25 protein-coding genes and 1 pseudogene are annotated in these 26,731 nt (G+C 67.7%); 11 read left to right on the top strand and 15 right to left on the bottom strand.

The window, feature by feature from the left end:
- Positions 1–365 precede the first annotated feature (365 nt).
- Positions 366–998, bottom strand: a complete 633-nt coding sequence (locus DA1_RS07225) for an acyloxyacyl hydrolase (protein WP_034399026.1) — start codon at positions 996–998, stop codon at positions 366–368.
- Positions 999–1,174: 176 nt separating this feature from the next.
- Complete coding sequence (locus DA1_RS07220; RefSeq protein ID WP_034397507.1) at positions 1,175–1,720, bottom strand: Spy/CpxP family protein refolding chaperone; 546 nt, start codon at positions 1,718–1,720, stop codon at positions 1,175–1,177.
- A 310-nt stretch (positions 1,721–2,030) separates the two neighbouring features.
- Between DA1_RS07220 and DA1_RS07215 the strand changes: the two genes are divergently transcribed.
- On the top strand, positions 2,031–3,068 hold the full coding sequence (locus DA1_RS07215) for a recombination-associated protein RdgC (protein ID WP_034397509.1): 1,038 nt from the start codon (positions 2,031–2,033) through the stop codon (positions 3,066–3,068).
- A gap of 60 nt (positions 3,069–3,128) precedes the next feature.
- On the opposite strand, the gene DA1_RS07210 is transcribed toward DA1_RS07215, so the two are convergent.
- The 8 genes and pseudogenes from DA1_RS07210 to DA1_RS07175 form a co-directional block, all read right to left on the bottom strand.
- Positions 3,129–4,316: an acetyl-CoA C-acyltransferase family protein gene (locus DA1_RS07210; RefSeq protein WP_034397511.1), complete on the bottom strand. Its 1,188-nt coding sequence runs from the start codon at positions 4,314–4,316 to the stop codon at positions 3,129–3,131.
- Between the two features lie 99 nt (positions 4,317–4,415).
- Positions 4,416–5,204 (bottom strand): enoyl-CoA hydratase/isomerase family protein, encoded by a 789-nt coding sequence (locus tag DA1_RS07205; RefSeq protein ID WP_034397513.1) that lies wholly within the window; start codon positions 5,202–5,204, stop codon positions 4,416–4,418.
- Between the two features lie 9 nt (positions 5,205–5,213).
- Complete coding sequence (locus DA1_RS07200; protein WP_034397515.1) at positions 5,214–7,043, bottom strand: AMP-dependent synthetase/ligase; 1,830 nt, start codon at positions 7,041–7,043, stop codon at positions 5,214–5,216.
- A 13-nt stretch (positions 7,044–7,056) separates the two neighbouring features.
- A complete protein-coding gene (locus DA1_RS07195; protein ID WP_230590982.1) occupies positions 7,057–7,878 on the bottom strand; it encodes an ABC transporter ATP-binding protein in 822 nt (273 codons plus the stop codon).
- Between the two features lie 175 nt (positions 7,879–8,053).
- Positions 8,054–9,230: pseudogene (locus tag DA1_RS07190) on the bottom strand (ABC transporter substrate-binding protein).
- Positions 9,231–9,267: 37 nt separating this feature from the next.
- Positions 9,268–10,305 carry a branched-chain amino acid ABC transporter permease gene (locus tag DA1_RS07185; RefSeq protein ID WP_034397517.1) on the bottom strand — a complete coding sequence of 346 codons (1,038 nt, stop codon included), beginning with the start codon at positions 10,303–10,305 and terminating at the stop codon, positions 9,268–9,270.
- 22 nt (positions 10,306–10,327) lie between these two features.
- Positions 10,328–11,209 carry a branched-chain amino acid ABC transporter permease gene (locus DA1_RS07180; RefSeq protein WP_013799949.1) on the bottom strand — a complete coding sequence of 294 codons (882 nt, stop codon included), beginning with the start codon at positions 11,207–11,209 and terminating at the stop codon, positions 10,328–10,330.
- Entirely contained in the window at positions 11,206–12,090 is an 885-nt protein-coding gene (locus tag DA1_RS07175) for an ABC transporter ATP-binding protein (protein ID WP_034397519.1), read from the bottom strand. Before DA1_RS07175 ends, DA1_RS07180 begins: the two co-directional genes overlap by 4 nt.
- Positions 12,091–12,220: 130 nt before the next feature.
- Between DA1_RS07175 and DA1_RS07170 the strand changes: the two genes are divergently transcribed.
- A complete protein-coding gene (locus DA1_RS07170) occupies positions 12,221–12,991 on the top strand; it encodes a TetR/AcrR family transcriptional regulator (RefSeq protein ID WP_034397520.1) in 771 nt (256 codons plus the stop codon).
- Between the two features lie 26 nt (positions 12,992–13,017).
- On the opposite strand, the gene cueR is transcribed toward DA1_RS07170, so the two are convergent.
- Entirely contained in the window at positions 13,018–13,452 is a 435-nt protein-coding gene (gene cueR / locus DA1_RS07165) for a Cu(I)-responsive transcriptional regulator (protein WP_012201974.1), read from the bottom strand.
- 44 nt (positions 13,453–13,496) lie between these two features.
- Complete coding sequence (locus DA1_RS07160; RefSeq protein WP_034399027.1) at positions 13,497–13,691, bottom strand: heavy-metal-associated domain-containing protein; 195 nt, start codon at positions 13,689–13,691, stop codon at positions 13,497–13,499.
- 300 nt (positions 13,692–13,991) lie between these two features.
- Here DA1_RS07160 and DA1_RS07155 point away from each other — a divergent pair, with 300 nt between their 5' ends.
- Complete coding sequence (locus DA1_RS07155; protein ID WP_034397522.1) at positions 13,992–15,686, top strand: methyl-accepting chemotaxis protein; 1,695 nt, start codon at positions 13,992–13,994, stop codon at positions 15,684–15,686.
- A gap of 105 nt (positions 15,687–15,791) precedes the next feature.
- Here DA1_RS07155 and DA1_RS07150 read toward each other — a convergent pair whose 3' ends face one another.
- The 3 genes from DA1_RS07150 to DA1_RS07140 all read right to left on the bottom strand — a co-directional run bounded on the left by DA1_RS07150 (position 15,792) and on the right by DA1_RS07140 (position 18,505).
- Positions 15,792–16,910 (bottom strand): alkene reductase, encoded by a 1,119-nt coding sequence (locus tag DA1_RS07150; RefSeq protein WP_034397523.1) that lies wholly within the window; start codon positions 16,908–16,910, stop codon positions 15,792–15,794.
- A 303-nt stretch (positions 16,911–17,213) separates the two neighbouring features.
- Positions 17,214–17,822 (bottom strand): glutathione transferase GstA, encoded by a 609-nt coding sequence (gene gstA / locus DA1_RS07145; RefSeq protein ID WP_013799958.1) that lies wholly within the window; start codon positions 17,820–17,822, stop codon positions 17,214–17,216.
- Positions 17,823–17,917: 95 nt separating this feature from the next.
- Complete coding sequence (locus DA1_RS07140; protein ID WP_016447287.1) at positions 17,918–18,505, bottom strand: NADPH-dependent FMN reductase; 588 nt, start codon at positions 18,503–18,505, stop codon at positions 17,918–17,920.
- A 302-nt stretch (positions 18,506–18,807) separates the two neighbouring features.
- Here DA1_RS07140 and mnmG point away from each other — a divergent pair, with 302 nt between their 5' ends.
- From mnmG to DA1_RS07100, 8 genes are all read left to right on the top strand, one after another.
- Positions 18,808–20,787, top strand: coding sequence for a tRNA uridine-5-carboxymethylaminomethyl(34) synthesis enzyme MnmG (mnmG, locus tag DA1_RS07135; protein ID WP_034397524.1), 1,980 nt, complete (start codon positions 18,808–18,810; stop codon positions 20,785–20,787).
- A complete protein-coding gene (gene rsmG, locus DA1_RS07130) occupies positions 20,784–21,443 on the top strand; it encodes a 16S rRNA (guanine(527)-N(7))-methyltransferase RsmG (protein WP_034397526.1) in 660 nt (219 codons plus the stop codon). Before mnmG ends, rsmG begins: the two co-directional genes overlap by 4 nt.
- A gap of 106 nt (positions 21,444–21,549) precedes the next feature.
- Positions 21,550–22,164, top strand: a complete 615-nt coding sequence (locus DA1_RS07125) for a LysE family transporter (protein WP_012201988.1) — start codon at positions 21,550–21,552, stop codon at positions 22,162–22,164.
- 13 nt (positions 22,165–22,177) lie between these two features.
- Positions 22,178–22,948 (top strand): ParA family protein, encoded by a 771-nt coding sequence (locus DA1_RS07120; protein ID WP_034397528.1) that lies wholly within the window; start codon positions 22,178–22,180, stop codon positions 22,946–22,948.
- A gap of 5 nt (positions 22,949–22,953) precedes the next feature.
- Complete coding sequence (locus DA1_RS07115; RefSeq protein WP_034397530.1) at positions 22,954–23,520, top strand: RBBP9/YdeN family alpha/beta hydrolase; 567 nt, start codon at positions 22,954–22,956, stop codon at positions 23,518–23,520.
- A 13-nt stretch (positions 23,521–23,533) separates the two neighbouring features.
- On the top strand, positions 23,534–24,469 hold the full coding sequence (locus tag DA1_RS07110; RefSeq protein WP_013799965.1) for a ParB/RepB/Spo0J family partition protein: 936 nt from the start codon (positions 23,534–23,536) through the stop codon (positions 24,467–24,469).
- Positions 24,470–24,665: 196 nt separating this feature from the next.
- Complete coding sequence (locus tag DA1_RS07105) at positions 24,666–25,700, top strand: peptidoglycan-binding domain-containing protein (protein ID WP_013799966.1); 1,035 nt, start codon at positions 24,666–24,668, stop codon at positions 25,698–25,700.
- Positions 25,701–25,873: 173 nt separating this feature from the next.
- Positions 25,874–26,695 (top strand): class I SAM-dependent methyltransferase, encoded by an 822-nt coding sequence (locus DA1_RS07100; RefSeq protein ID WP_034397532.1) that lies wholly within the window; start codon positions 25,874–25,876, stop codon positions 26,693–26,695.
- Positions 26,696–26,731 lie beyond the last annotated feature (36 nt).

Here is a 26,731-nt window from a genome sequence, read left to right as displayed (position 1 = left end):
CAGGCCGTTTTTCCTGACGGACCGGCTGCCTTTTTTTATCCAGAACGGTCTTGCCGCTGTGAAAAACCGCCCTTGGCTGTTATTCCTATCTCTCTTATTTTTTAATTAGTAGTAGTAGTAAGTGAAGTGCTTAATTGTTGATAACTGAATTTGTCTTATAAAAATCAACAACTTAAGACACTCCAAACCCTGTGGTGGATGCTGCTCCGCTGCTGCACCCGTTTTGGGCACAACTTTCCATGGCGCATCCTCCTTGTGGATAAGCAGGGATTTACGAGATTTTTATGCCCAGGTTTTTCCACAGGGCGGCTGAGGACAAAAAAAGACCACCTCGAAGGTGGTCTTGCCGGGATCCGCAACCGTGATCAGAAATGGTGGGCGTAGCGCAGCTGCAGGAAGTTTTCGCCGGGGTTGGGTTTCTTGATGCCTGCGTTGGAATGGTGCTCCAGCCGCAGCACCAGCTCATGCTGGCCCTGGCTGCCAAACAGATAGCCCACGCCGATATGGGTGGCGAAGTTGTAGCGCGTGGGGAATTCCTTCTCGTCCGTGATGTAGCGCCGGTTCAGTGCCCAGCTCAGGCCCACGCCGGTTTCTGCAAACCAGGGTGACTGCCCGTTGCTGGGGCGCCAGCGCACGGTGGGATTCACGCCGATGACCCAGGTGCCGCGATCGCGACCCTCCAGCGGCGCCGACCAGCGGGCGCCCCAGATATCCCAGTAGCCGCTGAGCTGGCCGCCCCACAGCGCATGGCGCCAGTTGCGCCAGGGCACAGTAACGCCCAGGGTCCAGCTGTCGGCGCTGTGCTCGGCCGCGCCATATTGCAGGTACATGGAAGGGGAGGATTCCGGCGCCAAGGATTGCGCCTGGGTCGCCATCGGCAGGACAGCGCCTGCGCAGGCCAGCACCACGGTCGCTGCCAGGCGTGCTGGCGGATGGATGCGTGCCTTGGCGAGGCTCTGGTAGCTGGATGGCGTCGTTTGAATGATTTTGAGGGCCATGATCTTCTCCGGGGGCGGCACACGTTGCTGTGCCTGTAACACTCTAGGGAGGCTGGTGAAGATCGGGGAGTCAGCAAAAAAGCCCTTGCACTGTCGGCCGCCTGACAAGGCGTCCGTGCAAGGGCTGGCGCAAGCAATCCGGCTGCCCGCTGGTGGCGGGCAGGCCAGGTGGCTGCTTACTGGGCGGGTGCCGGGGCAGGGCGGGCCTGGCCGCTCTTGTGGTCATGGCGCGGGCCGTGGTCCATGCCGTGGTGGCCGGGGTGGCCCTTGTGCAGCGTGGCGGCATCGAAGGTCTTTTGCTGGCTGGCGTCCAGCTGGGCGTAGAAGGCCTTGGTGGCTTCGCCGCGGCGATCGGCATCGGCCGCGCGCTGGGCGCGCATTTCACGCATCTTGTCGATGCGCTGGGGCGTGGTCAGCTTGGCGAAGTCCTCGCGCTCCATGCGCTGGGGACGCTCGCCGGGCTTGAAGGTGGCCGCATAGGTGTTCCATGCGGTTTCCTGGGCCGGCGTGAGCTTGAGGTCGGCCTTGAGCTTGGCGATGCGCTGCTGCATGTGCTCCATGCGGTCGCCGTGCTTGTGCATGGCGCGATCGGGCTTGGGTGCCGTGGCGGCGGCGGGGGCTGCCGGCGCGGCGGTCTGGGCGTACGAGGGCAGGGCGAACGATGCCAGCAAGGCGGTGGTAGCAGCGGCGCTGGCGAGGGTGCGGCGGAAGGTGGTGGTCATTCCAAAATCCTTTCTGGAGAGGGTGACTGAAGGCCGCCGTCAAGGCACTTGGCGAGCCCTGTGCAGCGGATGATTGAAGTGTGGTCGTCCGATGTATCGGGGCAGTGAGGTTTTGCGCACGGCTTGTAAAGAATTGACAAGCTTGTGCAGCGCCGTCCGGTGCCAGGCATGCACAATGACCGGGCGGGGCGCCAAGGCATGGCGCCCCTGCTGTTTTTTCTGTTTTCTCCCTCTGGATGGAGGCGACGCAGCCCGGTGTTGCACACCCCTGCTGCGGCGCAGCCGCAGTCCGTCCGAGCAAAGGTTCGCTATGTTCAAAAACATGATCGTCTATCGCATTGCCGAGAGCTGGCAGGGCGATTTGCAGCAGCTTGAAGAAGCCCTGGGCAAGAGCCCGTTTGCCGAGTGCGGCGCCACGCAGGAGCGCAGCGCCGGCTGGGTGCCGCCGCGCGGCGAGCCCCATGGCCCGCTGGCCGAGTCCGTGGCCAATCAGTGGGTGATGCGCTTCATGACCGAGGCCAAGATGCTGCCGGCCAGCGTGCTCAACCGCCGCGTCAACGAAAAGGCTGCCCACATCGAGGCCACCGAAGGCCGCAAGCCGGGCAAGAAGGAAAAGAAGGAACTGAAGGACGAGGCCAAGCTGGACCTGCTGCCCATGGCCTTCACCAAGCAGGGCGCCATGTGGGTCTGGCTGGACCCGCAGGCCCGCACCCTGGTGCTGGACACGGGCAGCCAGGCGCGCGCCGACGAGGTGGTCAGCGCGCTGGTGGAGGGCCTCACTGGCTTTGCGCTGGCCCTGGTCGATACGCAGACCAGCGCCCAGGCTGCCATGGCGCACTGGCTGACCACGCAGGAAAGCCCGGCCGGCTTCTCGATTGACCGTGAATGCGAGCTCAAGGCCGCCGACGAATCCAAGGCCGTGGTGCGCTATGCGCGCCATCCGCTGGACATCGACGAGGTGCGCCAGCATATCGAGCACGGCAAGCTGCCCACGCGCCTGGCGCTGACCTGGGATGACCGCGTGAGCTTTGTGCTGACCGAGGGTCTGCAGATCCGCAAGATCGCGCTGCTCGATGCCGTGATGGAAGGCCAGTCGCAGGACGACGGCGGCTTCGATGCCGATGTGGCGATTGCCACGGGCGAGCTGTCCAAGCTCATCCCCGATCTGATCGAGGCGCTGGGTGGGGAAGGGCGCACGGGCCTGGGCCAGGATCTGCCGGCATCGCTGCAGACACCCGCTGCCCAGACTCCCGCAGCGACACCGCGTGCAGCGGCCTCGGGCCGTGGTGCGCTGACGGGGCCGGCCCTGGCTCCCGTGGATACTGCGCCTGAAGAAGCGCCGTTCTAAGCCGGCAGGCGGCTGCGGTGGCGATGTTTCATGTGAAACATCGCCACGCCCAGGCGGCGCTCAGACTCTTTCAAAGATGGCCGAGATCCCTTGGCCGCCACCAATGCACATGGTCACCAGCGCATAGCGGCCGCCCGTGCGCTGCAGCTCGGCGATGGCCTTGGTGGTGATGATGGCGCCCGTTGCGCCGACCGGGTGGCCCAGCGATATGCCCGAGCCGTTGGGGTTGACCTTGGCCGGGTCCATGCCCAGCTGCTGGATCACGGCGCAGGCCTGGGCCGCGAAGGCCTCGTTGGCCTCGATCACGTCCATGTCTGCAATCTTCAGGCCCGTGCGCTGCAGCACCTTCTGCGTGGCCGGCACGGGGCCTATGCCCATGTAGGCGGGGTCCACGCCGGCATGGGCGTAGCCCACCAGGCGCGCCAGGGGCTTCAGGCCCAGGGCGGCCACGCGATCGCCTGCGGCCAGGGCCACGGCGGCGGCGCCGTCGTTGATGCCCGAGGCATTGCCGGCCGTCACGCTGCCGCCTTCCTTGCGGAACGCGGGCTTCATGGTGGACAGCAATTCGATGGTGGTGCTGGCACGCACATGCTCGTCGGTGTCGAAGACCACGACGCCCTTGCGCGTGGTGATTTCCACAGGAACGATCTGCTCCTTGAAGTGGCCTGCCGCAATGGCAGCGGCCGCGCGCTGGTGGCTGGCTGCCGCCAGTTCGTCCTGCATTTCGCGGCTGATGTGGTAGCGCTCGGCCACGTTTTCGGCCGTGATGCCCATGTGCATCTTCTGCCAGGGGTCGTGCAGGATGCCCAGCATGTAGTCGATGCTCTTTGCGTCGCCCATGCGCGCGCCCCAGCGGGCGGCCTGGTCGAAGTAGGGGCCGCGGCTCATGGACTCGCTGCCGCCGCCGATGGCCACGTCGCAGTCGCCCAGCGCAATGGCCTGGGCGGCGGAGACGATGGCCTGCAGGCCGGAGCCGCACAGCCGGTTGACGTTGAAGGCCGGCGTCTCGATGGGGCAGCCCGCATCGATGGCGGCCACGCGCGAGAGGTAGGCGTCCTTGGTATCGGTGGGGATCACATTGCCCATGACCACGTGGCCGACGGCGTCGGGCGCCAGGCCCGCGCGCTCGATGGCCGCCTTGACGGCCGTGGTGGCCAGCTGGGTGTTGGGTACGTCCTTGAGGCTGCCGCCGAAGGTGCCGATGGCGGTGCGCGCAGTGCCGACGACGAAGACGTCGCGTGGGGTCATGGTGAAGCTCCTCGAAGCGATGAACACGGGGGATGGAGTGCATTGTGCCGGGCAGGCGGCAGGCAGCGCAGCCGCCTCGGCGTCAGTTCCGGGCGCAGGTCAACGTCCCTCGAATTGCGGTGCCTGCTTGGCGTGGAACGCCGCAATGCCGCGCGGCAGGTCGGCCGTGCGGGCACAGGCATCGAAGGCGCAGGCCTCGGCGGCCAGCTGGTCGCGCAGGCTGCGGTCCAGGCCCGCGCGCATGAGGCGGCGCATATGGCCCAGCGCCACCGTGGGGCCGGCGGCCAGGCGCTGGGCCAGCTGCAGCACGGCGGCGTCGAGTTCGGCGGGCGGCAGGACGCGGTTGATGAGGCTCAGGCGCTGCGCTTGGGCGCAGTCCAGGGTCTCGCCCAGCATGGCGATCTCCAGCGCGTTGCGCAGGCCCACGATGCGCGGCAGCGCCCAGGAGGCTCCCACGTCGCAGCTGGCGCCCAGGTTGATGTAGGCCAGGTTGAAGCGCGTGCCCTCGGCCGCGTAGACGAAGTCGGCCTGCAGCATCAGCGACAGGCCTGCGCCTGCCGCCGCGCCATGCACCTTGGCGATGACGGGCGCATCGAGCTGGCCCAGCAGCGCCACGGCCTCGTTGAGCGGCGCCAGCAGCTCGGCCGCGCCGCGCACGGGGTCGGCGGCCAGCGTGTCCAGGTCGCCGCCCGCCATGAAGGCGCGGCCTGCACCATTCAGCACCACGCAGCGCAGCGCGCGGTCCTGGGCCAGGGTGCGCACGGCGTCGCGCAGTGCCAGCGCCATGGGCACGTCGATGGCGTTGAGGGCGGCGGGGCGGTGGAAGGTCAGCGTGGCGATGGCGCCTTCGCGGTGCAGCAGCAGCGGGGTGTCTTGCGTGTCGGTCATGGGAGCGGATCAGTGGTACAGGGCGTCGATTTCGGCGGCGTAGGTCTTGTAGATGGACGAGCGGCGCACCTTCATCGTGGCCGTGACTTCGCCATCGTCGTGGTCCAGTTCCTTGGTCAGCAGATGGAAGCGCCGCACATGCGAGACCTGGGCCAGGCGCGCATTGCCCTGCGCGATCTCGGCATCGATCAGCGCGCGCACCTCGGCCATCTCGGCCAGGGAGCGGAAATGCGTGAAGGGGATGCGCCGCGCCTGGGCCCATTGGCCCACGGTCTCGTAGTCGATCTGCACCAGCGCGCCCACGAACTTGCGGCCCTCGGCGACGACGATGCACTCCTTGATGAAGGGGCTGGACTTCATGGTGTTCTCGATCTCCGAGGGCGTGAGGTTCTTGCCGCCGGCGGTGATCATGATGTCCTTGAGGCGGTCCACGATGCGCAGCTGGCCGCCCTGCACGCGCACCACGTCGCCCGTGTGCAGCCAGCCGTCCTGCAGGCTTTGCGCCGTGGCCTCGGGGTTTTTGTAGTAGCCCGCGAAGACCATGTCGCCCCTGATCTGGAGCTCGCCGCTGCCGTCGCCCTCATCGGGGCCGGCATGGGTGGCAATGCGCCATTGCACGCCTTCGGTGGCCACGCCCACGCTGCCCACGGCCACGTCGTCCAGGCGGTGACCGGTAACCATTCCCGTGGATTCGGTCAGCCCGTAGACCTCGATCAGCGGCACGCCCAGCGTGCGGAAAAAGCGCACCACGTCGGGCGGTATGGGCGCGGCGCCGGTGAGCGCCACGCGCGCCTCGCGTAGGCCGATGAAGTTCTGCAGCGCGCGCAGCACGCTCCAGTAGCTGGCCGCCCAGGCCAGGCGCTCGGCCAGGCTCCACTGCCTGCGGGGCTTTTCGGCCAGCGGCGCGCAGGCCGCCATGGCGCGCCGGTAGAGCGCGCGGCGCAGCGGCCCGGTCTCCTGCATCTTGATGCTGATGGCCGCGTGCAGCTTCTCCCAGATGCGCGGCACGCCCAGGAACATGTTGGGCGCGACTTCGCGCAGGTCTTCCTGCACCGTGCGGATGGACTCGCCGAAGTGCACCTGCGAGCCCAGGTAGACCGGCACGAAGCTGGTCAGCATCTGCTCGGCCACGTGGCACAGCGGCAGGTAGGACAGGTGGCGCGTGCCGCCGTCCAGCCCCAGCCGCTCGGCAATGCCGGGCACCACGCCGCGGATGTTGCGGTAGGTGATCATGGCGCCCTTGGGCTTGCCGGTGGAGCCCGAGGTGTAGATCATCAGCCCCACGTCATCCAGGGTCTGGCGTGCCAGCGCCTGTTCGATGGGGGCGCGGCTGGCGGCCTGGGCGCCCAGGCGCTCGACCTCGTCGAAGGTGGCGATCAGGGCGCGGACCTCCGGCGCGAAGCTGCGCAGGCCCTTGGTCTCCATGACGATGATCTTCTTCAGGCGCGGCAGCTGGGGCAGGGCGGCCAGCAGCTTGTCGGTCTGCTCCTGGTCCTCGCAGACCATGATGTCCACATCGGCATGGCCCGCCACATAGGCGACCTCGGGCGTGGGGCTGGTGGGGTACACGCCCACGGTGATGGCGCCGATCAGGCCCGCGCCCATCTGGGCCAGCACCCACTCGATGCGGTTCTCGGAGATCACGCCCATGTGGCCGCCTGGCGCCAGGCCCAGCTGCGCCAGGCCCAGCCCGAAGTGGCTGGCACGCTCGTGGTAGCGTGCCCAGCTGGTGGGCTTCCAGATGCCGAAGTCCTTTTGCCGTATGGCCACGCGCTGGGCATCGCTGCGCGCGCGTTCGGCCAGCATCTGGGGCAGGGTGAGTTCGGGAAGGGCTTGCATGTGCGTTCCCAGGCTAGGACAACCAGCGCTTGCGGCGCTTGTAGTGCTTCAGATCGCGGAAGCTCTTCGCCTCGCCGCTGCCACCCATGCCCAGGTAGAACTCGCGCACGTCGGCATCCTGGGCCAGGCGTTCGGCCGGGCCGTCGATGACGATCTTGCCGTTCTCCATGATGTAGCCGCTGTGCGCCACGGCCAGGGCCACGGTGGCGTTCTGCTCGACCAGCAGCATGGAGGTGCCGCGCTCGGCATTGATGCGCGCGATGATGGTGAAGATGTCCTCCACCAGCTTCGGCGCCAGGCCCAGCGAGGGCTCGTCCAGCAGCATGAGCTGGGGCTCGGCGATCAGCGCGCGGCCAATGGCCAGCATCTGCTGCTCGCCGCCCGACAGGTAGCCGGCCAGGCCTTTGCGTCGCTCATGCAGGCGCGGGAAGTAGCTGTAGACCAGGTCGAAGTCGGGCTTGACTTGATTGCGGCCCGTGAGCGCGTAGGTGGCGGCCACGAGGTTTTCCTCCACCGTGAGGTCCTCGAACACACGCCGGCCCTCCATCACATGCGACAGCCCCAGGCGTACCAGCTGCTGGGGCGCGTACTGCGCGGTGGACTGGCCGTTGTAGCGCACGCTGCCGCTGGCCAGCAGGCCGTCCTCCAGCGCCAGCAGCCCCGAGACGGCCTTGAGCGTGGTGCTCTTGCCCGCGCCGTTGCTGCCCAGCAGCGCCACGATCTGGCCGCGCGGCACGGCCAGCGACAGGCCCCGCAGGGCCTGCACGACCTTGTTGTAGATGACCTCGATGTTGTTGATTTCGAGGACGCTTGCAGTCTCTGCTTTGGTTGGGATTGCCTTCAAAATTTCACTGCGCATGTGGAGCCCGCGACGTTGGTTATGGCGTGCATCAGGCGCGGGGCACCAAGCAAGGGCCGCCCCGCCGCGAGGGTGCCGTCCCCCTTCCCGCAACGCGAAGCGGTGCGAGAGAAGGGGGCAGCGGCGAAGCCGCTCAGGGGGATGCGTTTCGTCAAAGCGCTATCCAGTCAGAGGCGGGCAGCATCTTCTGCGCTTTCATATCCGCCTTGTAGACGCGGCCCACAGGAATCGAATTGCCCTTGATGGTGATGGGCACGCCGATCAGTCCGCCCGTGTCGAAGTCCTTGATGGAGTTGAGCGCGGCCTTGAGGTTGGGGCCGGTGAGCGGCTTGCCAGCGTCCAGGCAGCGCCTGGCCGATTCCACGAACAGCATGGCCGCCAGGAAGCCCTGGATATAGGCCGTGCTCTGGTACTCGGGGCGCAGCGCGCGGATCTTGTCCAGCATGGGCGCCTTGGCCGAGGTGTCGTAGTAGTAGCGGTAGGGCATGACGCCCATGAAGCCGTCGCCGGCCTCGCCCATCTTCATGACGGTGGAGCTGTCCATGGTCCAGAAGGTGCCCATCCATTGGCTGGTCATGCCCATCTGCTTGCCCTGCTGGATGAACTCGGGAATGGGCGCGAGGATGTAGCCGTGGAAGATGGTGTAGTCGGGCGCGGCGCAGCTTGATGACTTCGGTGGACACGTCCACGCTGCCGGGCGGCGTCATCAGCTTGGCCACCACGTTCAGGCCCAGCTTCTTGGCGGCCGCCTCGCTGGCCTCGATGGGGTCGCGGCCGAATTCGGAGTCGGAGTAGACGAAGGCCACCTTGGCGCCCGGCTTCTCCTTGGCGATGTGCTTGAGCAGGATGCCGAACATCTCCGTGTAGTCGGGCCCCACGAGGAACTGGTTCGGGTACTTGGCCGGGTTGTTGAGCTCGGTGGCGAAGGAGGCGCCCGCCATGAGGATGGCGCCGTTGCGGTCCAGCTCCGGGTTGATGGTCTTGGAAAAACCCGTGGAGTCTCCGTAGTAGAGGTTGACCTTGTTCTGGCTGGTGATCTTCTTGAACGCGGCCACCGAGACATCGACCTTGTAGCCCGTGTCCTCGGGCACGTAGCGGATCTTGCGGCCCTTGATGCCGCCTGCCTCGTTGACCATCTTCACGTAGTCGCCCATGCCGGCATTGATGCCCACGCCCGCGAAGGCGAACACGCCCGTCATGGGGATGGAGCCGCCGATCACGATGTCTTCGCCGCCAGCCTGGGCGCGGGCGGCCAGCGGTGCGGCCAGGCTGGCGCCGGCCGCCAGCAGCAGGCTGCGGCGGCGCGAGGAGGTCGGGTGTTGTTGCATTGCTTGTCTCCTTTTGCTTGTCGTGCGCGGCGCCGCCTCAATTGCGGAAGGGCCACAGGTGGAAGAAGCGGCGCAGGCGCCGCCACATTTCTGCGAGCCCCTGCGGCTCGAAGACCAGAAAGACGATGATCAGCAGCCCGAACACCATGGTGCGCACGGGCGACAGGAAGACGGCCAGCTCGGAGCCGCCGGGCAGCAGGTCCACGATGAGCTTGAGCAGCTCCGGGACCATGGTCATGAAGACCGCGCCCAGGATGCCGCCCAGGATGGAGCCCATGCCGCCGACGATGATGGCCGCCAGAAAGAAGATGGACATCAAGAGCGGAAAGCTCTCGGGCGTGACCACGCGAAAGAAGTACGCCCACAGCCCGCCCGCCACGCCTGCGTAGAACGAGGACAGCCCGAACGACAGCAGCTTGTAGCGCAGCAGCGGTATGCCCAGCACCTCGGCCGAGATGTCGCGGTCGCGGATGGCGATGAAGGCGCGGCCTATGCGCGTGCGAAACAGGTTGGCCGCGCCCAGCAGCATCAGCAGCGTGACGGGCACGATCACCCAGTACAGCCGGAACGAGGTGTCCAGCGTCACGCCGAACACCGTGGCCGGCTGCAGCGTCAGGCCCGCCGTGCCGCCCGTGAGCTTGAGGTTGGCGAACAGGAAATGGGCGATGAACGAGGCCGCGATGGTGGCAATCGCCAGGTACAGGCCCTTGACGCGCAGCGAGGGCAGGCCCACCACGATGCCGCCCAGCATGGCCACGAAGCCGCCAGCCAGCAGGTTGAACAGCACGGGCGTGCCCCAGCGCGCCTGCACGATGGCCACCGTGTATGCGCCCAGGCCCATGAAGGCGGCCTGGCCCAGGCTGACCAGGCCCGTGTAGCCGGTGAGGATGTTCAGCCCCGTGGCGCCGGCCACGTTGATGCTGACCAGGCAGGCCAGGTACAGCCAGTAGTCGCTGGCCATGAAGGGAAACAGCACCAGCAGCGCGCCGGCCATGGCCAGCCAGATGCGTTGCGTGCGGGAGTCGAACAGCGCCGCATCGGCGATGTAGCTTTCCTTGAGGGTGCCTATGCGCATGCTGCCGTCTTTCTGAAGCTGTCTAGAGCCGCTCGATCTCGTGCGTGCCGAACAGGCCGTAGGGCCTGAGCATGAGCACCACGACCAGCACGATGAAGGTGGCCAGCAGCTTGTACTCGCCGCCCAGGTAGGCGCCGGCCAGCGCCTCCACCAGGCCGATGAACAGGCCGCCGACCAGGGCGCCCAGCACGCTGTCCAGCCCGCCCACGATGACGACCACCAGCACCGACAGGCCGAACACGCCCATGCTCGACGAGATGCCGCCGATGGAGCCGACGATGATTCCCGACACGGCGGCGATCATGGCCGACACCACCCAGGCCAGCGAGAACACCCGCGGCACGTTGATGCCCACCGAATAGGCCGCTGCCTGGTCGCTGGCCGTGGCGCGCAGGGCCACGCCGCCACGCCAGTAGCGGAACACCAGCAGCACGGCCGCGATGAAGACCACGGCCACGGCTGCGCCCCAGGCCACCTTGGGCGCGAGAAAGGCCTCGCCGATCATCACGGGCTGCGTTGGCATGAACTCGGGCAGGCGGCGCTGGTCGGCCGTCCAGATCAGCTCCACCAGGCCCACCAGCACCGAGGCCAGGCCCACGGTGACCATGAACACCGAGATCGGCGGCTCGCCCAGCAGCGGCCGGATCATCGTGCGCTCGATCAGCGCGCCCAGCAGCCCCGTGCCCAGCACGGCGGCGGGAATGGCCAGCCACAGCGGCAGCGCGAACATGGCCGCAAAGGTGAAGAACAGGTAGGCGCCCACCATCAGCAGCTCGCCGATGGCGATGTTGACCACGCGCGTGGCCTTGTAGACCACCACGAAGGCCAGCGCGGCCAGCGCATACAGGCCGCCTGCGGCCAGGCCCGTGAGGGCGATCTCGAACAGGTAGGCCCAGTCCATCATGCGGCTTCCTGTGCCAGGGCAGGCTGCGGCGTGGCGGGCTCTGGCCGGGCGGACGCGCCGCGCAGCCGGCGCCGCAGCTCGCCCACATCGCCGGCGCCCAGGTAGGCCCGGTTCACCTCGGGATCGGCCTGCACCACGGCGGGCGTGCCCTGGGCGATGACCTGGCCGAAGTTGAGCACCACTACATGGTCGGACAGGTCCATGACCATGCCCATGTCGTGCTCCACCATGAGCACGGTCACGCCCCATTCGGCGCGCACATCGAGGATGAAGCGCGCCATGTCCTCGGTCTCCTCGCGGTTCATGCCGGCCACGGGCTCGTCCAGCATCAGGATGCGCGGCTGCATGGCCAGGGCGCGCGCCATCTCCACGCGCTTTTGCAGCCCGTAGGACAGGGCGGCCACGGGCGCATGGCGGATGTGGTCTATCTCCAGGAAATCGATGATGCGCTCCTCGATGTCGCGGCGCAGCTCGGCCTCTTCGCGGCGAGCGCGGCCCAGGTAGAGGAGGGCGTCGAGCACGTTGGTGCGCAGGTGGGCGTGGCGGCCCAGCTTGATGTTGTCCAGCACCGTCATGCCCCGGAACAGCGCAATGTTCTGGAAGCTGCGCCCCAGGCCCAGCCGCGCGCGGCGCGGCGCCGGCATGCGCGTGATGTCCTCGCCCTGGAAGCGGATGGAGCCGCCCGTGGGCCGGTAAAAGCCCGAGATGGTGTTGAACAGCGACGTCTTGCCCGCGCCGTTGGGGCCGATCACAGCCGTGATCGAGCCGGGCTGCACATCGAAGCCCACGCCCGACAGCGCCTTCACGCCGCCAAAGGCGAGCGTGACGCCGTCCACCTGCAGCAAGGGGGCGGGCGGGCCGCCGTCGGGGTGTGTCTCCATGGCGCTCTCGTGCGTTGGTTCGTCGAGCCGGGCAGGAGCCTACTGATGCGTAGGCTGTTTACTTTGGAGTAGATTCTGGTTGTCGCCCTCCGCATGCAGCATCGGTGATTTCCCCGGTGCACCCGCCGCCATGAAGCCATCGAGCCCTGAAACCAAGATCCGACCCAGCCCCAGCCCCAGCGCCCGCGCCCGCAACGGCCGTGCGGCGCCCGCCGTGGACTCGCCCTGGAGCGGCACGCCCGACCGCGAGCAGCAGCGCGAGGCCAAGCGCCAGGCCGTGCTGCAGGCCGCCGCGCAGCTGTTCAACGAGCGCGGCTTCTCCGCCACCTCGCTGGACGACATCGCCGCGCGGCTGGGCGTGAGCAAGCCCACGCTGTACTACTACGTCAAGAACAAGGACGAGATCCTGCTGCAGTGCGTGAACCAGGGCCTGGCCATGACGCTGGAAGGCATCGAGGCCTCGCGCCGCGCAGGCGGGCAGGCCGTGGACCAGCTGCGCGCCTGCATGCAGGTCTATGCGCGCATCGTCACCATGGACTTCGGCATGTGCCTGATCCGTGTCGGCGACGAACAGGTCCCCCCCGACAGCCGCCGCGAACTGCGCCGCCAGAAGGCCGCCATAGACCAGGCCTTCCGCCGCCTGGTGGCCGCCGGCGTGCAGGAGGGCTCGCTGGCCCCCTGCGACCCTAAGATGACGGCCTTTGTCATCGCCGGCGCGCTCAGCTGGATAGGCCGCTGGTACCAGCCTGGCGGCCAGTACTCGGCCGAGGAAGTGGCGCAGCAGTGCATTGATACCTTGATGGGGGGCGTGCTGCGGCGGGCGGATGTTCTCGATACGCCCAAGTTATCCAAGCCACCCAAGGTGGGCAAGCCTGCAAAGCGTGCGAAGGCGGGCGCCTGAAGCGCCGTTCCCTGCCGTGAGACACGCTACGGCGCCGCACTCTCCTGCGCCGCCAGATCATCCAATATCGGGCAGTCCGGCCGGTCGTCGCCGTGGCAGCAGTGCACCAGGGTCTTGAGCGTGCGCTGCATGGCCTGCATGGCGGCGATGCGCTCGGTCAGTTCGTCGATGTGGCGCTGGGCGATGGCCTTGACCTGGCTGCTGGCGCGGCTCTTGTCCTGCCACAGGCCGAGCAGGGTGGCGATCTCGTCCATGGAAAAACCGAGGTCGCGCCCCCGGCGGATGAAGCGCAGGGCATGCACGTCGGCCTCGGCGTACTGGCGGTAGCCGCCGTCCGTGCGGTGCATGGGCGGCAGCAGGCCCTGGGCTTCGTAGTGGCGCACCATGCGCGCCGAGACACCGGCGCGGCGTGCGGCCTCGCCGATGGAGACGGGCCAGTGCTGTGCGGGGTGGGCGGACATGGTGCGTGCCTTTCGGATGCCTTCGGGTGTCTTTGAGGTGTCTCTCAGGCGACCTTGTAGCCTTCTTCGGCAATGGCGGCGCCCAGTGCCTCGCGGCTGGCGCTGCTGTCGACTTCCACGCGCTGGGTGGCGCGATCGATTTTTACCTGGGCCTGGTCATCCACGCCCTGCACGGCCTGGGTGACGGCGCGTTCGCAGTGGCCGCAGGTCATGCCCTGCACGGTGAAAACATGTTGCATCTCTCGCTCCTGGTTGGGGCGCGCCGAAGTGGCGCAAGCCATGGACGGCATGTTGAACCCTGACACCATGGCAAGGTCAAGCGCCTGGCTGGACAAGGGTTGATTTGGCCCAATTCGATGTGAGCCGGCCGGCTCAATGATCCGCTGCAATGGCCGATAGATCGAAAAGAGCCGTGAATATGCAAAAACCGTCATAGACCATTGGCGATCATCTGACAAACTGCAACAATTTGTATTTACGTTGGCGCTATGCATTTGGAGACCGTGCGTGCGCCCTGACTGACAGAGAGGAAAACGGTCATGAACTTGTTGGGAATGATGCGGGCTTTCACGATCCGCACGCGGATGCTGGGTGCCATCGCCATGGTGCTGGTGCTGCTGGGTCTGCTGGGCGGAGCCGGGATGCTGGGCATGTTCCGCATCCATGGCATGAGTCAGCAGTTCATGCATACCTCGTACGCCAAGATGGGCTACATGGTGGAGTTGCGCGCCGAGCTGGGTGCCGTGCGCGCCCATGAAAAGGACATGATCATCCAGTACGAGCGTGCCGAAGAGGTGCGCAAGGCCCACACCCAGTGGCTGGCCGCCATCGACCGCGTGAAATCCGTGGCCGAGCGCTTTCTGAAGGATGAGGACCCGGCCGACGATGCCATCGTCAGCGGCATCTCCGAGCGCGTGGACCGCTACCGCCAGCAGTTCGAGCACATTGCGCGGCAGCTGGAGGCCGGTGGCTATGACACGGCGACCACAGCCAACCGCATGAGCGGCAAGGCCATGGCCGAGGTGGCCGAGGTCGAAAAGCTCATCGCACAGCTGGACCAGCTGCTGCGCCAGCAGGTCGATGCCATGGCCGCGGAGGAGCAGGGCGTGGCCGAGCAGACGCAGTGGATCTTCGTGGCGGCCGTGGTGCTCACGGTGCTGGTGGTGGTGCCGCTGACGCTGATGAACATGCTGTCCATCTGCCGCCCCCTGGTGCAGGCGCGCCAGACGGCGCTGACCATCGCCCAGGGCGACCTGTCGCAGAGCGTGAAGGTGGAGGGCAAGGACGAGGTGGCCGACCTGCAGCGCGCGCTGGACCAGATGCAGCAGAGCCTGGGCTCCATGGTGACCCAGGTGCGCGACGCCAGCGGCAACATTGCCACGGCCAGCCAGGAGATCGCCACGGGCAACCAGGACCTGTCCTCGCGCACCGAGCAGACGGCCAGCAATGTGCAGGAGACCGTGGCCTCGCTGTCCCAGCTCACGGCCACGGTGCAGCAGACGGCATCGTCCTCGCAACTGGCCAACCAGCTGGCAGCCTCTGCCTCGACCACGGCCACGCGCGGTGGCGACGTGGTGGCCCAGGCCGTGGTGAGCATGCAGGAGATCACGACCTCCAGCCGCAAGATCGGCGACATCATCGGCCTGATCGACTCCATCGCCTTCCAGACCAACATCCTGGCGCTGAACGCCGCCGTGGAAGCGGCACGCGCCGGCGAGCAGGGCCGCGGCTTTGCCGTGGTGGCGGCCGAGGTGCGATCCCTGGCCCAGCGCTCGGCCCAGGCGGCCAGCGAGATCAAGGCGCTGATCCAGACCAGCGTGCAGGCCGTGGACGTGGGCGTGCGCCAGGTGGAGGATGCAGGCAAGACCATGAAGGAAATCGTGGACAGCGTGCAGCGCGTGGGCGACATCATTGGCGAGATCACGGCGGCTTCCAGCGAGCAGTCGGGGGGCATCGGCCAGGTCAACCAGGCCGTGGGTGATATCGACCGCATGACGCAGCAGAACGCAGCCCTGGTCGAGGAATCGGCCGCCGCCGCCGAGTCGCTGCGCGAGCAGGCCGCGCGCCTGGCGCAGGTGGTGGGCCAGTTCCGCATTGCCGGTGCGGCCGTGGCGTCCATGGGCTCGCATGCTTCCTATGGCCGTCCCGGCCAGGGCAAGCCCGGCCTGGCCCCGGCTGCCGGCCGCGCCCCGCTGGCTTCGGCCCGCGAGACCCAGTTGCTGGAACACGCCTGAGAAGGCAGGGGTCGGCGGCCCTGTTTCACGTGACCCTGTGAATCGCCCGAACGAAAAAAGCCCGCAGGCCATGCCTGCGGGCTTTTTGCTTTGCAGCGCCGCAAATCAGGCCTGGCGCGCGAACGGGTAGTCGGTATAGCCCTCTGCGCCGCCGCCGTAGAACAGGCTGGAGTTCCAGGGGTTCAGCGGCAGGTCGTCGCGCAGGCGGTGGACCAGGTCGGGGTTGGAGATGAAGGCCTTGCCGAAGGCCACGATATCGGCGTGGTCGCTTTCCACGGCGCGCAGCGCCATGTCGCGGTCATAGCCGTTGTTGACCATCCAGGCGCCCTGGCCGCCGGCCTCGCGGTAGGCGGATTTGAGCGCCGCGTAGTCGAAGGGCCGGTCGGGCAATTCACGCGGGCCGCCGGTGGAGCCTTCGATGATGTGGATGTAGGCCAGGCCCAGCGGCGCCAGCTGGCGCACCACGTATTCGAACAGCGGCTGGGGGTCGGCATCGGCGATGTCGTTGGCCGGCGTCACGGGCGACAGGCGGATGCCCACGCGGCCGCCGCCCACGGCATCGGCGGCGGCGCGCGTGCATTCGAGCAGCAGGCGGGCGCGGTTCTCGATGCTGCCGCCGTAGTCGTCATCGCGCTGGTTGGCGCCGGTCTTGAGGAACTGGTCCAGCAGATAGCCGTTGGCGCCGTGCAGCTCCACGCCGTCGAAGCCGGCCGTCTCCACGGCATTGCGCGCGGCCACGGCGAAGCTGTGGACGATGGCGGGAAGCTCGTGCTGGGCGAGCGCGCGCGGCGCGGAGGTGGGCACGAACTGGCCCTTGCCCGAGTCCTCGTCGATCACATAGGTCTTGGATTTGGCCGCTACCGGGGACGGCCCCACGGGCGCCTGGCTTTCGGGCTGCAGCGAGGTGTGCGAGACCCGGCCCACATGCCACAGCTGGGTGACGATGCGCCCGCCCGCCTTGTGCACGGCGTCGGTCACGCGCTTCCAGCCGTCGAGCTGCTCGCTGCCGTACAGGCCCGGCACATGGGCATAACCCTGGCCCTGGTGGCTGATGGCCGTGCCTTCGCTGATCAGCAGGCCGGCGCTGGCGCGCTGGGCGTAGTAGGTGACCATGATGTCGTTGGGCAGGGCCTGGGGTGCGCGGTTGCGCGTCAGGGGCGCCATGGCGATGCGGTTGGGCAGGCGCAGCTCGCCGGCCTGTATGGGTTCGAACAGAGAGGTCATGCAACGGGGCTTTCTGTGCGTGAAGCAAAAGCGCCACCCGTGCGGGCGGCGCGGCGTACGGCACAGATTACGCCCATGGAATCAATCGTGCAGGCCAGGGATTTGCGCGCTGTCGTGCAGGCGACGCCCGCATGCCACATGGCCCGGCGGATGCGCGCTGCACCCGCCGAGGTGCAGCCGCGCATCCGCACGCGCCAGGCCTGCGCCGCCCAAGCCCTGAGCCACAGGCACCAAAGACAAGGGGCCGGCCGGTTCCACACCAGCCGGCCCCGTCAGGCCTTGAGCGCAGCAGCGCGGCGCTGCTTACTTGAGCAGGCCTTCGGCCTTCATCGCGGCCTGCACGGCAGGGCGGGCCAGCACGCGCTCGCGGTAGGCCAGGAGGTTGGTCAGCTCGGAGATGTCCACGCCCACGAACTGGGCCCAGCCCGTCACGGTGAACAGGTAGGCGTCGGCCACGGTGAACTGCTCGCCCATCAGGTAGTCGCGGCCATTGAGCTCGCCGTCCACCCACTTGAGGCGGTCCAGCACGCGCTGGCGCACCACGGGCTTGTAGTCGTCGGGCGTGGCGGGGTTGAACAGGGGACCGAAGCCCTTGTGCAGCTCGGTGCCGATGAAGTTCAGCCACTCCTGAAGGTGGTAGCGGGCCATGGTGCCGTTGGCAGGCGCCAGCTTCTTCTCGGGGACCAGATCGGCCAGGTACTGGACGATGGCCGGGCCTTCATGCAGCGTGTCGCCGTCGTCGAGCACGAGGAAGGGAACATAGCCCAGCGGGTTGATGCCGTAGTAGTCCGTGCCGTCCTGCAGCTTGTGCGTCTTGGTGCTGGCCAGGACCGGCTCGTAGGCCAGGCCTGCCTCGTGCAGGACGATGTGGGGAGACAGAGAGCAGGCGCCAGGGCTGTAGTAGAGCTTCATGGTGGATGGCTTCCGATCAGGGTAAGAAAGACAAGCGCCCATGCTAACCCCATGTGCAGGGGCTGCGCATGATGGGACCGCGCTGGCGGCAGGGTTCAGGCCGACAGGCGCTGTGCAGCCCAGAGCACCTGTTCCAGCACGGCCTTCATGCCCTGCTGGTCCTGGGGGCGCTGCAGGCGGCCGGCGTCGTCGAATGCCTGGCCTGCCTGGCCCACGGCGTGGCTCACGGGTGCCAGCCAGCACTGCAGGTTCAGCAGCAGCGGCGCCAGGTGCGACTGGGCGCGCAGGCCCCCCAGGCCGCCGGGCGAGGCGCTGGCCATGCCCACGACCTTGCCGCGAAAGGGCAGGGTGCCATCGGACCAGACCGGATCACCGGCCACGGGGCTGGAAGCCCAGTCGATGGCGTTCTTGAGCAGGGCAGGGTAGCTGCCGTTGTACTCGGGCGAGCAGATCAGCCAGGCCGGGTGGCTGTGCAGCGCGGCCTTGAAGCGCAGCACGTCGGGCGGCGTGCCGCTGGCCTCCAGGTCGGCGTTGTACATGGGGATGTCGAAATCCGACAGCTCCAGCAGCGTGGGCTGGGCGCCCAGTTCGCGCGCCATGTCGGCGGCGGCGGCGGCCAGGCGCCGGTTGTGCGATTGTTGGCGGGTACTGCCCGCGAAGATGAGGATCTGCATGGCCGCCATTGCATCACAGGCCCTGCACATGTTTCTTGCAAGCGGGCCGCCCTGCGGGTGGCGGCGCGCAGCATCCTGCGGTGTACACGCTGGTCCGCCGCACTGTTTCACGTGGAACACCGGCGCAGTGCCGGCCCGGTGGCGGGGCCGGCCGACCCCTTGCAAGGCACTGGTGCGGCAAAGGTGGGAAAATCGCGGGTTCCCCGCTGGGTTCCCCTCGCTACATGAACGAGGGCCACCTGCCATGAGCGCCGGAGCGTGAGTGCTCCGTGTCGGGGGCTTGGGCCGGGCAGGCCCCCGGAGTGATAAGCATGTTGTACCCACAGGAATTTGATGTGATCGTGGTCGGTGGCGGCCACGCCGGCACCGAGGCCGCGCTGGCCGCTGCGCGCATGGGCTGCAGGACGCTGCTGCTGAGCCACAACATCGAGACCCTGGGCCAGATGAGCTGCAATCCCAGCATCGGCGGGATCGGCAAGGGCCATCTGGTCAAGGAAGTGGATGCGCTGGGCGGCGCCATGGCGCTGGCCACCGATATCGGCGGCATACAGTTCCGCATCCTCAACAGCTCCAAGGGCCCGGCCGTGCGTGCCACGCGCGCCCAGGCCGACCGCATTCTCTACAAGGCCGCCATCCGCGACATGCTGGAGAACCAGCCCAACCTGTGGCTGTTCCAGCAGGCGGTGGATGACCTCATGGTCGAGGGCGACCGCGTGGTGGGCGCCGTCACCCAGGTCGGCGTGCGCTTTCGCAGCCGCACCGTGGTGCTCACGGCGGGCACCTTCCTGGACGGCAAGATCCACGTGGGCCTGAACAACTACGCGGCAGGCCGCGCGGGCGACCCGCCGGCCGTCAGCCTGTCGTCGCGGCTCAAGGAGCTGCAACTGCCCCAGGGCCGCCTGAAGACCGGCACGCCGCCGCGCCTGGATGGCCGCAGCATCGATTTCTCGCAGTGCGAGGAGCAGCCCGGCGACGGCATGCCCGGTGGTGTCAACGAAGGCGTGCTGCCCGTGTTCAGCTTCATCGGCAATGCGGCCATGCACCCGCGCCAGATGCCTTGCTGGATCACCCACACCAACGAGCGCACGCACGACATCATCCGCAGCGGATTTGACCGCAGCCCCATGTTCACGGGCAAGATCGAGGGCGTGGGCCCGCGCTATTGCCCCAGCGTCGAGGACAAGATCAACCGCTTTGCCGACAAGGAAAGCCACCAGATCTTCCTGGAGCCCGAAGGCCTGACCACCAACGAGTTCTATCCCAACGGCATCTCCACCAGCCTGCCCTTCGACATCCAGTACGAACTGGTGCGCAGCATGAAGGGGCTGGAGAACGCGCACATCCTGCGCCCCGGCTACGCCATCGAGTACGACTACTTCGATCCGCGCTCGCTCAAGAGCAGCTTCGAGACGCGCCAGATCCAGGGCCTGTTCTTCGCGGGCCAGATCAACGGCACGACCGGCTACGAGGAAGCGGCGGCCCAGGGCCTGTTCGCCGGCCTCAACGCCGCGCTGCAGTGCCGTGGCCAGGAAGCCTGGCTGCCGCGCCGCGACGAGGCCTATCTGGGCGTGCTGGTCGATGACCTGATCACCAAGGGCGTGACCGAGCCGTACCGCATGTTCACCAGCCGCGCCGAGTTCCGGCTGCAGCTGCGCGAGGACAACGCCGACATGCGCCTGACCGAAGCGGGCCGCGCCATGGGCCTGGTGGACGATGCGCGCTGGGATGCCTTCAGCCGTAAGCGCGATGCTGTTTCACGTGAAACAGAGCGCCTGAAGTCCACCTGGGTCAATCCGCGCATCGTCACGCCCGAGGAATCGGAGCGGGTGCTGGGCAAGTCCATCGAGCGCGAGTACAACCTGTTCGACCTGCTGCGCCGGCCCGACGTGGGCTACGGCAAGCTGATGAGCCTGAACGAGGGCCGCTATGCCTCGGCCGATGTCCAGCCCGAGGTGCTGGGCGATCTCAGCGGCTCCGTGGTCGAGCAGGTGGAAATCGCGGCCAAGTACGCGGGCTACATCGACCGCCAGAAGGACGAGGTGCAGCGCGCCGCCCACTTCGAGAACCTGCGCCTGCCGGCCGAGCTGGACTACATGCAGGTGCCGGCCCTGTCCTTCGAGGTGCGCCAGTCGCTGCAAAAGCACAGGCCCGAGACGCTGGGCCAGGCATCGCGCATGTCGGGCGTGACGCCGGCGGCGATCTCGCTGCTGATGGTGCACCTGAAGAAGGGGGGCTTTCGGGGCTTTGCACCGGATGCGACTGACGCGAAGGGCGAGGAGGCATCCGCATGAGCCAGGAACTGCGCGCTCCGCTCGAAGCCGGCCTGCAGGCGCTGGGGCTGGACCTCACCCCCGCCCAGATCGATACGCTGATGGAATTCCAGGCCCTGCTGGGCAGATGGAACAAGGTCTACAACCTCACGGCCGTGCGTGATCCGCAGGAGATGCTGACCCATCACCTGCTCGACAGCCTGGCTGCCGTGCCGGCGCTGCAGCGCCATCTGGCACAGATGCCTGCGCGCGAAGGCCGTACCGCCATGCTGGACGTGGGCTCGGGCGGCGGCCTGCCCGGCGTGGTCTTTGCCATCTGCTGCCCGCAGATCGACGTGCACTGCGTGGACACGGTGGGCAAGAAGGCCGCCTTCATCCAGCAGGCGGCGGCCACGCTGCGCCTGCCCAACCTGCGCGGCATCCACAGCCGCGTGGAGCAGCTGACCACGCGCTATCCGCTGATCAGCTGCCGTGCGTTTGCCTCGCTGGCGGACTTCACCAGCTGGTCGCGCCAGGCGCTGGAGGAGGGCGGCACCTGGCTGGCCATGAAGGGCAAGCACCCCGACGATGAAATCGCCGCGCTGCCCACCGACGTGCAAGTGTTTCACGTGGAACCATTGAAGGTGCCGGGCCTGGATGCCGAGCGCTGCATCCTCTGGCTGCGCGTTTGCGCCTGATTTTTTTACCGAATGGCACACTGCCGCGTTGCGGCGGGGCCATGTTCCACATGCGCTGGCCATGGCCCTCGCATAAACTCCCAGCTTTCATCGCTCAGGGGTCAGCATGTTCGGCATCTCCGATTTCAGCGCATTCGTTGTTGCCATTCTTCTGTTTTTGCTGATTCCGGGGCCGGGCAATCTGGCGCTGATCACCTCCACCGGCAAGGGCGGCATACGTGCCGGAATGGCGGCCTGTGCCGGCGTGCTGGCGGCCGACCAGGTGCTGATCTGGATGGCCGTGGCGGGCGTGGCCGCGCTGCTGGCCTCCTATCCCACGGCCTTCCATGCCGTGCAGTGGCTGGGCGCCGCCTACCTGGGCTGGCTGGGTTTCAGGATGCTCACTGCCAAGCCCGGCGACAAGCCCGTGCTGCACATCGAGCCGCGCCACTACTTTCGCCAGGCCGGCCTGATCACCCTGATGAACCCCAAGTCCATCGTGTTCTACATGGCCTTCTTCCCGCTGTTCGTGGATCCCGCAAGCCACCAGGGCCTGCTCACGTTCGCGGTGATGGCGGCCACGGTGGCCGCGCTGACCTTTCTCTATTGCCTGATCGTGGTGCTGCTGACCGCGCATCTGGCCGAGCGCATGCGCGCCAATCCTGCGGTTTCCCGGGTTCTCGAAAAGACTGCGGGCGTGTTCCTGATCGGTTTTGGCCTCAAGCTGGCCATCGCCAAATAAGCGTGTAAATACCATGGCCAAAATCTTCTGTGTCGCCAATCAAAAGGGCGGGGTCGGCAAGACCACCACCGCCGTCAACCTTGCAGCGGGCCTGGCCAAGGTCGGCCAGCGCGTGCTGATGATCGACCTGGACCCGCAGGGCAATGCCACCATGGGCTCGGGCGTGGACAAGCGTGCGCTGGAGCTGTCGGTCTATGACGTGCTGCTGGAGAACGCCAGCGTCAAGGAAGCCGCCGTGCGTTCCGATGCCGTGGGCTACGACGTGCTGGGCGCCAACCGCGAACTCAGCGGCGCCGAGATCGAGCTGGTCACCCTGGAGCGCCGCAACGATCGCCTGAAGGGCGCCCTCAAGGCGGTCGATGCCGACTACGACTTCGTGCTGGTGGACTGCCCGCCCAGCCTGTCCATGCTCACCTTGAACGGCCTGTGCGCGGCCCATGGCGTGGTCGTGCCCATGCAGTGCGAGTACTTCGCGCTCGAAGGCCTGACCGACCTGGTCAACACCATCAAGCAGGTGCATGCCAACATGAACCCCGACCTGCAGATCATCGGCCTGCTGCGCGTGATGTTCGATCCGCGCACCACGCTGCAGCAGCAGGTCAGCGACCAGCTCAAGGAGCACTTCGGCGACAAGGTGTTCGACACCGTCATCCCGCGCAACGTGCGCCTGGCCGAGGCGCCCAGCTATGGCGTGCCGGGCGTGGTCTTCGACCCGGGCGCCAAGGGCAGCAAGGCCTTCATCGATTTCGCGCACGAGATGGTGCGCCGCATCAAGAAGATGTGAGAGCCATGCAGGTGCCACATGAAACGCCGGGGCAGGGCGTTGCTGCCGAGGACATCTGGCTGCTGCCCGGCTGGCAGAACTCGGACGCCGACCACTGGCAAAGCCGCTGGGAGCAGCGCCACGGCTACCGCCGCCTGGAGCAAAACGACTGGGACCGCCCGCTGCGCGGCGACTGGAGCGCCAGGCTGCAGGAGACGGTGCTCGACGCGCCGCGCCCCGTGGTGCTGGTGGCGCACAGCCTGGGCTGCATCCTTGTGGCCTGGTGGGCGGCGCATTCTCCGCTGGCCGCCCGCAAGGTGCGCGGCGCGCTGCTGGTGGCCCCCGGCGATACCGAGCAGCCCCAGCTGCGCGAGCAACTGCCCGGCTGGTCGCCCGTGATGATGCAGCGCCTGCCGTTTGCCTCCATCGTGGTCGGCAGCGACAACGACATTTACTGCAGCGCCCAGCGCGTGCAAGCCATGGCCGATGCCTGGGGCGCACGCTTCGTCGACGCAGGGCCTTCGGGCCATCTCAACACGGCCAGCGGGCTGGGCGACTGGGACAGCGGACACGCGCTGCTGGCATCGCTTTGACAAGGACAACACCATGGTGACCAAGAAACCCAAGGGACTGGGACGCGGGCTGGAAGCCCTGCTCGGACCCAAGGTCCACGACAAGGAAGAGGGCGGCGGCCCGGTGGCCGAGACCGGCCTGCCCAGCATCCTGCAGCTCGACGTCATGGTGCCCGGCCAGTACCAGCCGCGCACCCACATGGACGAGGGCGCGCTCTACGAGCTGGCCGAAAGCATCAAGGCCCAGGGCATCATGCAGCCCATCCTGGTGCGCCGCCTGGCCAAGGGCGACCACGCCGGCAAGTACGAAATCATCGCGGGCGAGCGGCGCTTCCGTGCGGCCCGCATCGCCGGCCTGGCCGAGGTGCCGGTGCTGGTGCGCGAGGTGCCCGACGAGGCCGCCGCCGCGATGGCGCTGATCGAGAACATCCAGCGCGAGGACCTCAACCCGCTGGAAGAGGCCCAGGGCCTGTCGCGCCTGGTCAAGGAGTTCGGCCTCACGCACGAGCAGGCGGCCCAGGCCGTGGGGCGCTCGCGCAGCGCGGCCACCAACATCCTGCGCCTGCTCAACCTGGCCGACCCGGTGCAGACCATGCTCATGGCCGGCGACATCGACATGGGCCATGCGCGTGCCCTGCTGTCGCTGGACCGCGCGGCCCAGATCACGGCCGGCAACCAGATCGCGGCCAAGAAGCTGTCGGTGCGCGAGGCCGAGGCCCTGGTCAAGAAGATCGGCGCCGACTTCAGCCTGGTGCGCCAGAAGTCCAAGAAGGACGGCAAGTCGCGCGACATCAAGCGCGTGGAAGAAGAGCTGTCCGACCTGCTCATGGCCGATGTCGAAGTGCGCATCAAGAAGTCCGTGCGCCGGGGCGGCAAGCTGCAGGAAATGGGCGAAGTGGCGATCCAGTTCGGCTCGCTCGATGCGCTCAACGGGCTGATCGAACGTTTGCGCGGCGATGCACCCGAGTGATGACAACAGCTTGTAACCGTCTGTGATCTGTCGTTCTCCAGCAAAGCAGCGCTTTTTCGCAAGGGTGAATCCCGGTATATTTGCGCGCTGTTATGCGGGGTAATTGTGTGTAATCGCTGACTGGCGACGCTGCCAGTGCGTGGACGCCCATTGCCCTGGCGCTGATTCACCTAGACCAGACCAAGAGGATTACAACGTGAAGAAGTATCTTGCCCTGACTGCCATCGCTGCCGTGGCGCTGACCGGCTGCGTGACAACCGACATGCGCATGGGCTCGCCCGAAGCCAAGACCGTGGCCACGGGCGCCGCAGGCGGTGCCAGCGCCGAGAACGCCAACACCGAGCTGGAGCGTTGCGACTCCTCGCTGGGCACCATCTCCCTGGTCGAGAACCAGACCGCGGGCTGGTACACCATCCTCACCCAGCAGTACCGCCTGCCGCCCACCTCGCAGCTGCTGCGCCTGATGATCCAGCAGTCCAACTGCTTCATCGTCGTGGAACGCGGCGCGGCCGGCATGGGCGCCATGGCGCGTGAACGCGCGCTGATGGACTCGGGCGAAATGCGCGGCGGCAGCAACCTGGGCAAGGGCCAGATGGTGGCCTCCGACTACGGCCTGTCCCCCGAAGTGATCTTCAACCAGAGCGATGCCGGCGGCATGGGCGGCGCCATCGGCGGCCGCGCAGGCGGCATCTTCGGCGCGCTGGCTGCAGCCACCAAGACCCGCGAGGCCTCGGTCATGCTGGCCCTGGTGGACAACCGCTCGGGCGTGCAGGTGTCGGCTTCCGAAGGCTCGTCCTCCAAGACCGACTGGGGCGGCATGGGCGCGCTGTTCGGCGGCTCCGCTGGCGCCTCGCTGGGCGGCTACACACGCACGGCCGAAGGCAAGGTGATCGCCGCCGCCTTCATGGACGCCTACAACCAGATGGTGCGCTCGCTGCGCAACTACAAGGCGCAGACCGTCAAGGGCCAGGGCCTGGGCGGCGGTGGACGCCTGGGCGTGGACGGCGGTGCCGCACCGTCGCAGACATCGGCTCCGGGCGCCAATGCCGCCGGCATGTCGCTGCGCGCGGCCCAGCAAAAGCTCAATGCCCTGGGCTACACCGCAGGCACGCCTGACGGCTCCATGGGCAAGAACACCCAGAACGCCCTGCGCGAGTTCCAGCGCGACCAGAGCCTGCCGCAGACCGGCCGCCTCGACCGTGCCACCTCGCAAGCACTGCAACAGCAATGAGATGCAGCACCCCCTGAGTCGCTTCGCGCCTTCCCCCTCTCCTGCGGGAGGGGGACGACAGCCTCGCTGCGGGGCGGCCCTTGCTCGCTGTCCCTGGTTTGGGGCGTTTCGGGCGCATAGGTCGCGCTCGTTTCATGGGCTGTGGGAGGCGCGTCGCGCAATGAGGCTCTGACATGCGGCGCCTTCCCTGGCCGGCCCCGGCCCTTCTTGCCTGGGCGGGCGCCTGGCTTGTCTACGCCGCGCTGCAATCGACTCTAGGGCCGCTGGCCGCCTGGCTGGCGGCCTGTTTTTTGGGCGTGCTCGCCAGCCTGCTGGCCACGCCCTGGTGGCGGCGCCTGGCCGTGGCGGCGGGCTTTCCGCTGTCCTGCCTGATGCTGTGGGGGCCGGGCGGCCTGGCCGCCATCAGCCCCTGGCTGTGGCTGGCGGCGCTGGGTCTGCTGACCCTGGTCTACCCGCTCAACGCCTGGCGCGATGCGCCGCTGTTTCCCACGCCGACCGATGCGCTGCAAGGCCTGGCCGATGCTGCGCCGCTGCCCGATGGCGCCGCCGTGCTCGATGCCGGCTGCGGCCTGGGTGACGGCCTGCGCGCGCTGCGCGGGCAGTACCCGCAGGCGCGGCTCAACGGCATGGAGTGGAGCTGGCCGCTGCGCTGGCTGTGCGCGCTGCGCTGCCCCTGGGCCCGCGTGCGCCGCGCCGATATCTGGCTGGCCGACTGGAGCGGCTACCAGATGGTCTACCTGTTCCAGCGCCCCGAAAGCATGAGCCGTGCGGCCGTCAAGGCCGCCACGGAGCTGCCTGAGGGCGCCTGGCTGGTCAGCCTGGACTTTGCGCTGCCCGGCGTGGAGCCCTCCTGGCAGCGCCAGGGACCGGGCCGCCACAGCCTCTGGGTCTACCGCATGCCGCTGGGCGGTGCCGGCGAGGCCGTGGTGCATGTGCCCGAGCCCGAGGAAACGCCTTACGAAAAGGCGCGGCGGGAGCTGCAGCAGCGCCGGTGAGAGCCTGTGCCGCTCCAGCCGTGGCGTTGCACGGCC

The organism is Delftia acidovorans NBRC 14950 (assembly GCF_001598795.1).
Classification (GTDB): Bacteria; Pseudomonadota; Gammaproteobacteria; order Burkholderiales; family Burkholderiaceae_C; genus Comamonas; species Comamonas acidovorans.
The sequence above is the reverse complement of the archived record's forward strand: the minus strand, read 5'-3'. Positions and strand labels throughout refer to the sequence as shown.